Raw genomic sequence first — 13091 nt, 5'->3', positions numbered from 1 at the left:
GCTGATGCGGTCAGGAGACGGCGACGGTGCGAGGCGCGATGACCCAGCTGACCAGGAACTCGCTGTCACCGACGATCCCGGGCGGGGCGGCGTGCGTCCGGTCGGCCCATCCCGCCGCGCCGGAAAGCAGGTAGTCCGCGCCTTCCATGCCGAAGTTGCCGCCTTCGGGCAGGAGAACAGGAGTGCCCGCAGCGAAGTGGCGCCATCCGCCACCCGCCAGAGCGACATGCTCCATCCGCGTCATCACGCGCATCCGCAGATCCCAGGCCCAGCGTTCCAGAAAGAACAGAGCGCCAGGAGTGGTCAGCCCGGCGATGGCCATCGGGCGCGCCCGCGACAGGCCGGAAAGCGTTTCGAGCCAAAGCCGTGCCGGGTCGTCCCGATATGCATACTCAGCCGCCCCGGACGCGGCGGCGCGGCGCGCGAAGTCGCGGCTGGCCACGAGGCGCGTATCGCCGATCACCGCACCGGGTGCCTGGACCGGGCCCATGGATCCGAGGGCGCCGGAACTGCCGGCGCCAAGCGACACCGTGGCCGCGACGCCTGCTGCGGCGGTATGGCAGAACGTTCGACGGGTCATCATTGGAAGCTCCTCCCGGGCGGCTCGGCCGTCCCTTCTCTCATGGGGCGATTCCTGGGCCGGCCAGCCCCACGCCATCAGCGCCGGATCAGATCGGGTTTCTTCCGATGAAGAACTCGCGGAACGGGTCCATCGACGGGTTCAGCCCCGCCTCGACGAGCCCCTTACGCAGGGAGATCATCTGCGGGTCGTGAATGCGCTGGGTCGGCATCCTGAGCGGGCCACCGTTATATCCCTGCAGCCAGCCCTGGAACTTCCAGACATAGCGGTTGATGAAATGCCCGCCGTGCATTTGCTGGGCAACCTGGCCCTTGATCTTGCGTGCCGAATGGAGTTGCCAGTAGATGCGAGTTGCCTCGTCAAACTCGCCTGCGCGCAGGAGCTGCATGACCTTCGGGATCGTCGGCCCGTAGTACTCGTGGTCGCTGGTGGCCGAGAGCTGGATCGGCATCAGCTGCGACAAGGGGATCAACTCGCCCTCGATCGGCATCGAGATGACGACCTCCTTGCCGAACAGCCGATGGCATTCGATGACGCTCTGGATGCTGGGGAAACCACCCTCGGCCTTGATCGCGGCGAGGTTGGGGCAATCGTCAATCAGCCGGCGGATCAGGGAAGCCGGGATGTCCGATGGATGAATGCGGCTGTAGAAGCCCCAGAGATACATCGGAAAGATCATCACCGCGAGGTTTGTGGCATCGCAGATGGCCTTGGTGTACTCGTAGATCTCGTTCTCGCTCTCCGGATAGAAGGCCGGCGGATAGGACAGCAGCACGAACTCCGCCCCGGCCTCCTCGGCGCCCTTCAGCGCCTCGATGTTCTCCTCCAGCGTGTTCCAGCTCGCATGGTGGGTGACGACCAGGCGGTCACCCGCCTCGTCCTTCATGATCCGCATGAAATCGAGGTATTCGGGAAGGGTGATCGACACCTCGGACACGGCGAGCGAGCCCATGAACCCATGCTCGATCGCCAGCCGCGTATCGTGCCGGATCGCCCGTTCGTTGATCCGCTTCAGGTCTGACGAGAACGAGGGAATCGTGCAGTTGATGGCACCGATCAGCCGTTCACGCGCCCATTCGCGGGCTTCCACGCGGGTATAGCTTGCCATGACTTCTCTCCTACCGGACTTCGCCCGCGCCTTCCCAGGCGAGGTACTTGATTTCCAGGAACTCCTCGATGCCGTAGATCGAGCCTTCGCGGCCAATCCCGGACTGCTTGACGCCGCCGAAGGGTGCGACCTCGTTCGAGATGAGCCCGGTGTTGATGCCGACCATTCCGGCCTCCAGCGCCGCCGCGACCCGCCAGATCCGCGCAGCGTCGGCGCTGAAGAGATAGGCGGCGAGGCCGAACTCCGTGTCGTTCGCGAGCGCGATCACTTCATCCTCGGTGTCGAAGCGGATGATCGGGGCAACCGGGCCGAAGGTCTCCTCATGCGAGACCAGCATCGTGGGCGCCACATCAGCCAGCACTGTCGGCTGATAGAAGAAACCGCCAAGCTCGTGGCGCGCACCGCCGCAGACCAGCCGAGCGCCCTTGCGGACCGCGTCGGAGACATGCTCCTCGACCTTCAGCACCGCGTCCTCGTTGATGAGCGGCCCTTGAACGACGCCGGGCTCGAAGCCGTTTCCGACCTTCAGCGCGCCGACGCGCTCAGCCAGCCGGGCGACGAAGCGATCATAGACCCCGGACTGGACATAGGCACGGTTGGCGCTGATGCAGGCCTGTCCGGTGTTGCGGTACTTCGTGGCGATCAGCCCCTCGACAGCCATCTCCAGATCGGCGTCGTCGAAGACGACGAGCGGCGCGTTGCCGCCAAGCTCCATCGAGCACTTCTTGACCGTCTCCGCCGCCTGCGCCAGCAGAAGCCGGCCCACTTCGGTCGAGCCGGTGAAAGTCAGCTTGCGCACCAGCGGGTTTCCGGTCAGCTCTGGCCCGATCTCGCGCGCCTTGCCGAGCACCACGCTGAACACGCCCCTCGGGATACCCGCCCGCTCGGCGAGTTCCGCCAGCGCCAGCGCGGTCAGCGGCGTCTGCTCGGCGGGGCGCACGACGATCGTGCAGCCGGCAGCCAGCGCCGGGGCAACCTTGCGGGTGATCATCGCGGCCGGGAAGTTCCACGGCGTGATCGCGGCGCAGACACCCACCGGCTCCTTCAGGACGACGATGCGGCGGCTGGGCTCCGGTGCGGCCATCACGTCGCCACGGATCCGCTTCGCTTCCTCGGCGAACCATTCGATGAAGGAGGCCGCATAGGCGACTTCGCCCTTGGCCTCGGTGAAAGGCTTGCCCTCCTCGAGCACGATCAGTCGCGCGAGGTCATCGGCGTTCTGCTCGATCAGGTCGAACCAGCGGCGCAGCAGCCGCGCGCGCGCCTTGGCCGGCGTCGCGCGCCAAGGTCCCCAGGCGGCGTGAGCCGCGTCGACGGCGCGCGCCACCTGCGCGCGGCTCAGCAGCGGCAACTCTGCCAGCGTCCCGCCGGTCGCAGGATTGCGCAGCGTGTAGGTTCCGCTCTCACCCGCGGCGAGCCAGGCGCCATCGACATAGGCGGCCGCCTTCTTGAGCGCGGGATCAGCGAGGTCCGGTGCCATCTGGATATGCCCCCTGTGAGTTTCTTTCAGCCGGCTCATTTTTGCGCCGCCTGGATCACCGCGGGGATGCTCCGCCCCAACCCCAAAGCACCGGCCCGCTCCAGACACATCGCGGCGACGGTAAGGTCCTGCAAAGCCGCACCGACCGATTTGTAGAGCACGATATCCTCGGGCGTCCTTCGGCCCGCCGCCGCGCCCGAGATCGTGTCGGACAGCGACACGAGTTTGTCTTTGAAGGATACGCCCGCGTCGCGCGCGGCATGCATGTCGCCGGTGTCGTGGGCGACTTCCTCAGGCATATCGGCGACGATCAGCGCGGCGCGCCGGATGGTCTCGGGATCGACTTCGCGCTGCTCGGGCAGGGTGGAACCGATCGAGGCCACTGTCATGCCTGCCCGGAGCCAGGCCCCGTCGAAGAGCGGCTGCTCGTCGCGCGATCGGGCGGCACAAAGCAGCATCGTCGGCTCCGCACCAACCACCTCCCGGGCTGATTCGAGCGGACGGACCCGCAAGCCGAGCGGTTCGAGATGCTGGGCGAAGGCCACGCGGCTCACGGGGTTCGGGCTGAAGACGGACACTTCAGAGATCTCACGGACGGCATGGAGCGCCTCGACATGGTTACGGGCCTCGAAGCCAGCGCCGAGCACGCCGAGCGTGACCGGACCAGCGGGGGCAAGCGCGTCGAGCGCCAGCGCCGTCGTCGCGGCGGTGCGGTAGCCGGTGATCGCATTTCCGTCGATCAAGGCCAGCAGGTCGGCCGTACGCTGGTCGAACAATGGAATGAGATAGCTCGCGCGGCGGGCGCTCAGGCTGGCGGCGATCATCTTCGCACCCATGATTGCCCCATCGGGGGATACGCCGGAGAGCGTGCGCAACCAGACGCCGTCGCCCCGCGCCATCGTGCGCGGCGGGAACATGTCCTCGCGCATCATGGCCCCATACTGCCGCCGCAGTGCCGTAATCGCCTCGGACCAGTCGAAGGCCGCCACAACGTCAGCACTGCCGAGGATGAGGGTATCTGGCGCGGGACCCGGGTCTGCGTGGTTCATGGGATGCTCCTTTCGGCCGCGGAGATTCACCGCGACAGACGTCTTAGAGCGCTTCAACATCGCATATTGAATCATGTCAATTGATTTATTGATGCGTCCTGCACTGCCCGCTAATCTTCGGGCGAGCCGAGGTGGATGATGGGTGACGTGGAACTGAACCAGGACCAGGATATGACGCGGCTACGCGCCTATATCGAGGCGCTGGAGGATGAGACCCAGTTGCCGCCCGAGCCACGGCTGGCTGAGGAGGTGGGCATGTCGCGCGGACGGCTGCGCACCCTGCTGAAAAGGCTTGAGGCCGAAGGGACGATCTGGCGACACGTGGGTAAGGGCACCTTCGTCGGCCGCCCGGCGCCGCCGGCGTCACCGCAGCAGTGGCTGGATGGCGCGAGCCTCAACGAGATCATGGACGCGCGCCTCCTTATCGAGCCGTTGCTGGCGTCGCGAGCGGCGATCATGGCGCGGCCAGCCGATATCGCCGACCTCGAGGCCTGCATGGCCGAGATGCGGTCCGCCCGGCAGTTGTCGCAGTGGAAGCGACAGGACGAGAGGCTGCACCGTTTGATCGCCACGGCAACGCACAACAGTCTGCTGACGCTCCTCTACGAGACCTTGCGGGCGCATGGCCGAACAGGACTCGATGCCCGGTTGCAGGACGTGTTCGTGGGCGAGTTGCCGCTTGCCGACACTACCACGCAACACCAAGAGATTGTGCGCGCCATCGGCCGTCGCGATCCCGCCCTGGCCGAGCGGCTGATGCGGGCACATCTGATCAGCGTGCGCGATCGCCTGTTCGGGCTGCGCTAGTACGTCTGCGCCACACACCAATCAACGGGACCAAACCGGAGCGCGCTGTCGTGCAAGCGACATCCCATCCATGCCGGATCGTGGAGGTGCATGTGGCCGGCATACATCGCGACGGAACACCAGAGACAAGGTTGCCAGTTTCATTATTCCTCCCCTCGGCCGTCAGACGGTGGCGCCGGACCGAGCCGGTGCGATGGTAGTGGCGCTGGACCAGGCCCCAAAAATGGAATCTGTCAATGCCAGCAAGCTGTGCAATCGATTCATTCATACAGTTCATTCGTATGATTGAAACTATTCATTTCTGAAATCCTTGGCCATAGGCTAGCTTCCACCGCGAAAGGCCGGTCAGAGCGAACCGTCTGGGAGGGCGGAGATCGGGAAAGAACATGTTCAAGTATTTCCCCGCGAACTACGTGTGGAATTTGTCCGTCGATCTGGCGATCGAAAGCGGCGCCAGAATGGGAGAGATCGAGGAGATGTGCGCGCCTCTGCTCGAGGCGTCGAAGCATCCCGATGCCGAGGGCACGTGGGCCTTTCGCGCCGTCTGGGCGCGGATGGCCGACAAGCTCGCGGACCTCGCGCGGGAGGACGAGGGCAGTGCACGGATGCTCTCGGCAGGAGAGAAGTATCTGCGCGCTTCGATCTATCTCGCCACAGCGGAGCGGCTGCAGGCACATGGGGCACCTGACCGCCTCGCGCTCTACAAGCGGGGGCTCGACCTGTTCATTCGCGGGATCACCCTGACAGGCGCGAATTGCGAGCGCGTCGAGATCCCCTATGAGGGAGCCCATCTTGCCGCGCTCTACGTGCGGGCCGAGGGCGTGGCGGGCCGCCAGCCGGTGCTGGTCCAGGTCAATGGCCTCGATAGCACGAAGGAAATGAAGTATGCGGTCGGCCTTCCCGCCATGCTCGCCCGCCGTGGTGTCGCCAGTCTCGTCGTAGATCAGCCCGGCAGCGGCGAAGCGAGCCGGCTGAACGGCCTTTGCGCACGCTACGACAGCGAGCACTGGGCCGCGCGGATCGTCGACTGGCTGGAGGGCCGAGACGACATCGATCCCAGGCGAATCGGGATGGAAGGGGTGTCGCTCGGCGGCTACTTCTGCCCGCGCGCCGTGGCCTTCGAACCCCGCTTCGCCTGCGGCGTCGTGTGGGGTGCGAACCATGACTGGCGCGACGTGCAGAAGCGGCGGCTGGAAAAGGAGGGGGATTTTCCCGTCCCACACTATTGGGAGCACGTGCACTGGGTTTGGGGCGCGAAGGACCAGGAGGATTTCATGCGGATCGCAGAGAACGTCCACCTCGATGGCATCCTCGACCGCATCCGGGTGCCCTTTCTGGTGACACATGGCAGCAAGGATAGCCAGATCCCGGTGAAATGGGCCGGACGCACCTACGACCAGCTCGTGAACAGTCCGAAGCGCGAGCTCAAGATCTTCACAGACCGTGAAGGGGGCGTGCAGCATTCCAGCTTCGACAACCCCGCCAATGCCGGTGCTTTCATCGCGGACTGGGTCGCGGAGACACTCGGCGGGCGGACCGCCATCTAGAAGAAACGCAAGGCGGTCCTGCGACAAGCAGGCTGGACCTTTCAGGGAGGAGCATTCATGAACATCATTGGGCCCGATTTCCTCGTTTTCGGCGTGGATGATGTGGCGGGCTGTGCAGCCTACCTCACCGATTTCGGCCTGAAGCCGGTTGACGTCACCGAGAAGGGCGGCCGGTTCGAGGCGCTGGACGGCACTGGGCTGATCGTCCGTCACCGCTCGGATACGTCACTGCCTCCACCCCTGCCGACCACAGCGATGCTGCGCCAGCAGATCATCGGCGTGAGTGCGACCGAGGACCTCGACGCAATCGAGGCCGAGATCTCGAAGGACCGCCGCGTCACCCGGCTCGCCGATGGCTCGATCGAGTTCAAGGACGACCACGGCTTCGAGCTGAAATTCCAGGTGACGGTCCGCCGCCCACTCAACCTGCCGGCCGAGCGGATCAACGCCCCTGGCGCTCCGGCGCAGCGCGCGCCGAACGAGATCGGCGTCTGGGAAGGAATGCCGGCGCTGCCCCGCACGCTGAGCCATATCGTGCTGTTCGTCCCCGGCATCGACACGGCTGTACGCTTTTATTGCGATCGGCTGGGCTTCGCGATCACCGATGTGCTGACCGGTGCGGGGCCGTTCCTGCGGCCGAGGGCCTGCGACGACCACCATACGCATTTCTTCATCCAGACCCCCGAATACATGAAGGGCTGCGAGCATCTCGCTTTCCACATGGGCGGCCCGACCGAGCTTCTGCTGGCCGGATCGCGCTTTGTGAAGAAGGGCTATCAGAGCTTCTGGGGACCTGGACGTCACAAGTTCGGCTCGAACTGGTTCTGGTACTTCAACAGTCCGCTCGGCTGTCATTTCGAATACGACGCCGACATGGATAAGCACGACGACAAGTGGGTCGCGCGCGAGGCGCCTGTGGGCGCAGAGACCTCGCAGATGTTCCTGTTCCAGCATCGCGAGAAATGGTTCCCGGCCGGCGGCCCAGAGGACGGGCAGCACTGACGGCGTGATGGCCGGTCCCGTGCCACTCGCCGGCACGGAACGGTTCTGGAGAGTTTCACGCGCATACTAGCAGAACAACAAGGGAGGAAAGCCATGGCAGCGTGTTCAGGTGTCAGGAAGGTCCTTATCGTCGGCGGCGGGTTCTCCGGCATGACCGCGGCGATCGAATTTCAACGCGCGGGCTTTCAGGTCGATCTGGTGGAGATCGATCCGAATTGGCGCAGCTACGGCGCGGGAATCAGCCTGCACGGTGCGACGATGCGGGTGATGAAGCGCATCGGCATCTTCGAGCGCTACCTCCAGGTCGGGGCGGCCACGCAGGGCGTCGAGATGCGCTCGCCCATCGACGACAACATCCTCGTGTCGATGCCGACGCCGGGCGTAGGCGACGGCCTGCCGGGCGGCGGCGGAGTGATGCGGCCGGTGCTGGCCGAGCTCATGCGAGACGCGGTGCGAGCCACGGATACGAATGTGCGCCTGGGCCATACCTTCAGTGCCATCGAGGATGGGCCGGACGGGGTGCGCGTCGCCTTCACCACTGGCCAGAGCGCGACCTATGACCTGGTGGTGGGCGCGGACGGACTCTACTCCGCCGTGCGCAAGGCGGTGTTTCCCGAGGCGCCGCCACCGCGCTACATAGGCCAAGCGGTCTGGCGCGCCGTGGTGCCGCGTCCCCAGGGCGTCGACCGCCCGGTGATGTGGATTTCTGGCAAGCTGAAGGCCGGGCTTAATCTCGTCAGCAAGGACGAGGCCTATCTCTTCCTGATGGAGAATCGTCCGAACAACGATTTTGTCGATCCTTCGACCTTCGTCGATGCGCTGTCGGACCTCCTGATGCAGTTCCCGTCGCCCATCCTCAACAGCGTGCGCGCGAGGTTGGGGATGGACAGCCGAATCATCTTCCGCCCACTCGAACAGTTCCTGCTGCCCCGGCCCTGGTATCGCGGACGGGTGGTGCTGATCGGCGACGCCGTGCACGCCACGACCCCGCATCTGGCCGCCGGCGCCTGCATCGGTGTCGAGGACGCCGTCGTCCTCGCGGAAAGCGTCGCCCAGAGCGATGAGCTGACCGAGGCGTTGGATCTTTTCCAGGATCGGCGCTGGGACCGCTGCCGCATGGTGGTCGAGAATTCCGGGCGGCTGGGCGAGATCGAAGTCTCCGGCGGCGACCAAGGCGAGCATACGCGGATCATGCAGGTTTCGATGAAGGCGCTAGCCGAGGCGATTTGATCGCCGCTACCCATAAGGGGAATGACATGGCGCAGGGAAACCTGAGAGCGGCAGGGCTGATCGCCCTTGTGACCGGCCATTGCGCCGGGATGCTCGATCTGGTCGCGCTGCCCGTCTGGGTTGGTGCGCTGGTCAGGCACTGCTTCCGCCTCCAGGGCTATATATAACAGCCGTTGGCAGCGGCGCACATTTTACTAAGTGGTACACTCAGTGGAACGATTCGATTTCGGCTAGCGGCGGAACCCTTGTTGGCTCTCTAGCAGCATTGTACGTATATGATACGCAGGTTCTCGGCGGAAGTGTTGCATCCATGTTTTCTACAGGTGCGGGACGCTTATGCCTCAAACTAGCACCGGCGACTGAAAGAACTTGCTCGCGTGGCATGGAGGATTCCTATGCCGATGTCATTTCATGGGCTCGGCTTTTCTCGCTCAGAACAGACGATGAAACGAAAAGCGAATCGTCTATCCCCTATGGTTTGGCCGTTCGACTAAGCTTGGGGTTACAGATGCCAACCGGCGCCTATGACGATAACAAACCGGTAAATAATGGTGCAAACTTTTGGGATATTGCCCCTAGTTTAGCAGTCACCTATAACACTAAAAGCTTACTTGGCCCCAAACTTGGCCAAGCAACTGAATTCAGCGCGCGAGCTTTTTATCATGCTTACACAAAAAACCAAGCGACCAACTACCTGACAGGTGATGTTGTAAGTATCGACTTCGCAGCCACACAGCGGCTCGATAGCTGGCAGTTCGGGCTTTCCGGATATGCCTTTGCCCAGATCGAAGATGATACGAAAAATGGCATAAAGATTCGAGATAATCGAGCGAGCACTGTCATTCTCGGCCCTATTGCCTCATACGGTTTCTTCGCTGGCGGACGTTCTTGGACAGCGGGAATAAAGACAGGATTCTCGGTTGCGGGATCACACACAGGTGCTGTCAATGCAGTGATCTTGCGCCTCACGACTAAACTATGAACTTGCACAGCAAATTGCTCGACAGTCTCATAGACCGGATTTTCAGACGCCAAATCCGAATTGGAGCCTGCCACAATCAGCATCCGTTGGCTCGGCTCATAACTCGGCGCAGTCGATGAAATCCCGAGGTGTAGCACGACCACCGTTTCCTCCTCGTGTTCTACGGCACTCAGTTCCTCTGTCGATGGCACCATGCTGGTCGAGAATGATGTCAGATTCAGCATGGGAGACGGCTGGATCGTAGTGGGAGGCGTTTATCGCCGGGACTGCGAGAGTCGATACCGTGCAATCATGTGCTTCACAGACAATGTCAGGTTGATGAGGTTGCTTCACGCAATGCCGGAGGCGAGTTTTCCTACGCGACCCGCGTGCCCTGCACGCCATGGTCGCGGTAGCCGCGGTCGACCACGGCGAGGCGGGGCGGTGCCCGGTGAGGGTCTCGACCTGCTCGAGGGCGTCAGCGAGGGTGTGGCCGTCATAGGGATTGCCGGGCATGGAGCGCATGCCGACGACGAAGCCGCCCTCGATGGTGGTGGCGACGCTGACCTTGGAGCCGAATTCGTAGCACACGCGGGCCTTGCCCTTGGCGATGCAATCCACCGCGGGCTCCCCCCCCCGTGTCACACGAGTTGTCGCCTGAATAGGATCGCGCAATGAGGGGGTGCGGGTGATCGGACGTGGCACGATACGGACAAGCATTCAGGGAGCGCATCGTCGCGCGGCTGCTGCCGCCGGAGAGTGCGGCTCTCGAGGTGGTCTCCCGCGAGGTCGGCGTCAGCATCGGCACGCTGGAGCGCTGGCGGGCTCAGGTGCTGGCTGCCCCTGGTGAACTGGCCAGCAGTCAGCGGTGGACGCCGGCGGCACGGCTGGAGGCGGTGATCACCACCGCGGCGATGGACGAGGCCGCCCGCAGCGCCTGGTGCCGCGAGCAGGGCCTGTACCCTGCTGATCTCGAGGCCTGGAAGCATGATGCCATGGCGGGCCTGGGCGAGCCGCGGGCGGCCAGTGCTGCCGAGGCCCGGCAGGACCGGCGGCGGGTGAAGGAGCTTGAGCGCGAGCTGTACCGCAAGGACAAGGCACTGGCCGAGACGGCTGCCTTGCTGGTGCTCAGAAAAAAACTGGATGCGGTCTTCCGCGACGGCGAGGACGCATGACCCGCCTGGAAGACCGCCAGACCCTGGTGGCCGAGATCGCAGCCGCCTGCGCTGCCGGCGCCCGGCTGGCCCCGGCCTGCAGTCTGGCCGGCATTGCCCTGCGCACCTTCCAGCGCTGGCGTACCTGTGATGGGCAGGTCCGGGCTGATCGCCGGCCCACGGCAATCTGGCCCCGGCCCCAACATGCCCTGAGCGACGCGGAGCGGGCGCGCATGGTCGAACTCGCTAACGAGCCGCGCTTTGCCAGCACGCCACCGGCCCGGATCGTCCCGGCGCTGGCCGATACGGGCATCTATGTTGCCAGTGAGAGCAGCTTCAGCCGCGTGCTGCGCGACCACGGCCGATGCAGCGTCGCGGCCGGGCTCGGCCGCCGCGCAGCGCCGGCCCGCTCAGCACGCATGTGGCGACCGCCCCAGGGCAGGTCTGGTGCTGGGACGTGACGTTTCTACGGGCCCGGGTACAGGGATGCTGGTTCTACCTGTTCCTCATTCTCGACCCCTGGAGCCGCAAGATCGTCGGCTTTGAGGTGCATGACACGGACCAGGCCGAGCACGCGGCCCACCTGGCCCGGCGTACCACCCTGGCCGAGGACAATCCACGCCTGCGCGCACCGCCCCGTGCTGCACGGCGACAACGGCGCGAGCGTGAAGGCCACCACCGTGCTGGCCATGCTCGCCTGGCTCGGCATCACGCCGTCGCACTCGCGCCCCCGGGTCAGCGATGATAATGCCTATGCCGAGGCGCTGTTCCGCACCGCCAAGTACCGCCCCGATTTCCCCGCTGCCGGCTTTGCTGACCTGATCGAGGCGCAACAGTGGGCCGCTCGGTTCGTGCACTGGTACAACCACGAACACCGCCACAGCGGCATCCGCTACGTCACCCCTGCCCAGCGCCACGCCGGCAACGACGGCCCTATCCTGGCCGCCCGTCACGCCCTGTACCAGCAAGCACGTGAGGCCAATCCGCGACGTTGGAGCGGGCAGACCCGCAACTGGACCCCGATCGGCGCCGTTACCCTCAACCCAGAGCGCGACAGCATCGTCGCGCCGGGCACAATGCAGCAGGCCGGATAGGAAGGACCGTTACGATACCAAGGCGACAACTACGTTGACGCGCACCGGCTCGTGCAGGGCATAGAGCTTGCGGGGCGTCTTCGGTGTCTGGCGCAGCAGGCGGGTGACGAGCGCCATCCTGTCGCTGATCCGATCCCGCATGTAGCGGCTGGGTGAATGCTCCCCAGAAGTGCTGGCTGAAAATTCCCCAGTCCAGTGCCACTGCCCGTCCTTGGAGGTGCCTCTCCTGGGTCGGAGCGGCACCGGCCACGCCCCGATGATGCCGCCCGGCATCGTGGGAGAGGCTGGTGGTCACCCTTGGGGAGCTCGTCATGATCCTGGACCTTGCCCGGCAGGGATTGAGCGTGTCGGCGATTGCCCACCGCACCGGTCACGACCGCAAGACCATCCGCAAGTACATCGAGCGTGGCTTGGAGCCGCCGGCGTACAAGCCCCGCGACCCCGGCCCGTCGCTGACCGGCCCGTTCGAAGCGTTCCTGCGCGAGCGCATCGACCGCTTCCCCGAGTTGACGGGGCGGCGGCTGTGGCGGGAGGTCCGCGAACTCGGCTTCACCGGCGCCTACTCCACCATCACCGAGTTCCTGCGCGGCATCCGTCCCCCGGCCGAGCCGGCGGCCTTCGAGCGGCGCTTCGAGACCCCGCCGGGCCGGCAGGCGCAGGCCGACTTCGCCTACTTCAAGGTGGCGTTCGAGGACGAGCCCGGCGCGGAGCGGGTGGTCTGGGTCTTCTCCCTCGTGCTCGGCCACAGCCGCCTGATGTGGGCCCGCTTCGTGGCCCAGCAGGACCTCGCTACCGTGCTGCGCTGCCATGTCGCCGCCTTCGAGGCGCTCGGCGGCGTGCCGGAGCAGATCCTCTACGACCGGATGAAAACCGCCGTCCTCGGCGAGGTGGACGAGCGCGGCATCGTCTACAACGACAAGCTGCTGGCGCTGGCTGCGCACTACGGCTTCATGCCCAAGGCCTGCCGACCCTACAGGGCCAAGACCACGGATGAGATTGAACAGCCCTATTCTGATCTCGATGCTATTCTCCCTCTGCTCACGGGTGACCGCGTGGCACAGAGTGGGACCTGGAGGTGC

10 protein-coding genes and 2 pseudogenes are annotated in these 13091 nt (G+C 64.9%); 7 read left to right on the top strand and 5 right to left on the bottom strand.

What is annotated here, in order from left to right; all coding sequences use genetic code 11:
- Positions 1-10: 10 nt before the first annotated feature.
- From BT98_RS0122175 to BT98_RS0122160, 4 genes are all read right to left on the bottom strand, one after another.
- Complete coding sequence (locus BT98_RS0122175) at positions 11-580, bottom strand: hypothetical protein (protein ID WP_126281727.1); 570 nt, start codon at positions 578-580, stop codon at positions 11-13.
- Between the two features lie 88 nt (positions 581-668).
- Complete coding sequence (locus BT98_RS0122170; protein WP_019460532.1) at positions 669-1688, bottom strand: dihydrodipicolinate synthase family protein; 1020 nt, start codon at positions 1686-1688, stop codon at positions 669-671.
- Between the two features lie 10 nt (positions 1689-1698).
- Positions 1699-3207, bottom strand: a complete 1509-nt coding sequence (locus BT98_RS0122165) for an NAD-dependent succinate-semialdehyde dehydrogenase (RefSeq protein ID WP_237719343.1) — start codon at positions 3205-3207, stop codon at positions 1699-1701.
- Positions 3204-4217, bottom strand: a complete 1014-nt coding sequence (locus BT98_RS0122160) for an ornithine cyclodeaminase family protein (RefSeq protein WP_019460534.1) — start codon at positions 4215-4217, stop codon at positions 3204-3206. The genes BT98_RS0122165 and BT98_RS0122160 overlap by 4 nt, the downstream gene beginning before the upstream one ends.
- Before the next feature lie 138 nt (positions 4218-4355).
- On the opposite strand from BT98_RS0122160, the gene BT98_RS0122155 reads away from it, so the two are divergent.
- The 5 genes from BT98_RS0122155 to BT98_RS27000 all read left to right on the top strand — a co-directional run bounded on the left by BT98_RS0122155 (position 4356) and on the right by BT98_RS27000 (position 9785).
- On the top strand, positions 4356-5024 hold the full coding sequence (locus BT98_RS0122155) for a FadR/GntR family transcriptional regulator (protein WP_019460535.1): 669 nt from the start codon (positions 4356-4358) through the stop codon (positions 5022-5024).
- A 386-nt stretch (positions 5025-5410) separates the two neighbouring features.
- Positions 5411-6571 (top strand): alpha/beta hydrolase family protein, encoded by a 1161-nt coding sequence (locus BT98_RS0122150; protein WP_019460536.1) that lies wholly within the window; start codon positions 5411-5413, stop codon positions 6569-6571.
- A 57-nt stretch (positions 6572-6628) separates the two neighbouring features.
- On the top strand, positions 6629-7573 hold the full coding sequence (locus BT98_RS0122145; RefSeq protein WP_019460537.1) for a VOC family protein: 945 nt from the start codon (positions 6629-6631) through the stop codon (positions 7571-7573).
- A 93-nt stretch (positions 7574-7666) separates the two neighbouring features.
- The gene (locus tag BT98_RS0122140) at positions 7667-8803 is read left to right on the top strand and encodes an FAD-dependent oxidoreductase (protein WP_037252155.1); all 1137 of its coding nucleotides are present in this window, start codon (positions 7667-7669) and stop codon (positions 8801-8803) included.
- A gap of 79 nt (positions 8804-8882) precedes the next feature.
- Positions 8883-9785, top strand: coding sequence for a SphA family protein (locus BT98_RS27000; RefSeq protein ID WP_081798719.1), 903 nt, complete (start codon positions 8883-8885; stop codon positions 9783-9785).
- A gap of 361 nt (positions 9786-10146) precedes the next feature.
- Here BT98_RS27000 and BT98_RS26995 read toward each other — a convergent pair.
- Positions 10147-10394, bottom strand: a pseudogene (locus BT98_RS26995) (transposase); the annotation flags it as partial.
- Positions 10395-10462: 68 nt separating this feature from the next.
- Between BT98_RS26995 and BT98_RS25705 the strand changes: the two are divergent.
- Together BT98_RS25705 and istA are read left to right on the top strand one after the other, a co-directional pair.
- Positions 10463-12050 (top strand): annotated as a pseudogene (locus BT98_RS25705) (IS3 family transposase).
- Positions 12051-12299: 249 nt separating this feature from the next.
- On the top strand, positions 12300-13091 hold a 792-nt coding region (gene istA / locus BT98_RS25700; protein ID WP_244881544.1), incomplete at its 3' end, for an IS21 family transposase.

The sequence above is a fragment of the Roseomonas mucosa ATCC BAA-692 genome (genome assembly GCF_000622225.1).
GTDB lineage: Bacteria > Pseudomonadota > Alphaproteobacteria > Acetobacterales > Acetobacteraceae > Roseomonas > Roseomonas mucosa.
Note: the sequence above shows the minus strand (reverse complement) of the source record. Positions and strands in the feature narration are given on the sequence as shown.

What these genes read in the sequence shown, in the direction of transcription:
- BT98_RS0122175 (WP_126281727.1), bottom strand. Translation starts at nt 580, where the DNA reads ATGACCCGTCGAACGTTCTGCCATACCGCCGCAGCAGGCGTCGCGGCC.
- BT98_RS0122170 (WP_019460532.1), bottom strand. Translation starts at nt 1,688, where the DNA reads ATGGCAAGCTATACCCGCGTGGAAGCCCGCGAATGGGCGCGTGAACGG.
- BT98_RS0122165 (WP_237719343.1), bottom strand. Translation starts at nt 3,207, where the DNA reads ATGAGCCGGCTGAAAGAAACTCACAGGGGGCATATCCAGATGGCACCG.
- BT98_RS0122160 (WP_019460534.1), bottom strand. Translation starts at nt 4,217, where the DNA reads ATGAACCACGCAGACCCGGGTCCCGCGCCAGATACCCTCATCCTCGGC.
- BT98_RS0122155 (WP_019460535.1), top strand. Translation starts at nt 4,356, where the DNA reads ATGGGTGACGTGGAACTGAACCAGGACCAGGATATGACGCGGCTACGC.
- BT98_RS0122150 (WP_019460536.1), top strand. Translation starts at nt 5,411, where the DNA reads ATGTTCAAGTATTTCCCCGCGAACTACGTGTGGAATTTGTCCGTCGAT.
- BT98_RS0122145 (WP_019460537.1), top strand. Translation starts at nt 6,629, where the DNA reads ATGAACATCATTGGGCCCGATTTCCTCGTTTTCGGCGTGGATGATGTG.
- BT98_RS0122140 (WP_037252155.1), top strand. Translation starts at nt 7,667, where the DNA reads ATGGCAGCGTGTTCAGGTGTCAGGAAGGTCCTTATCGTCGGCGGCGGG.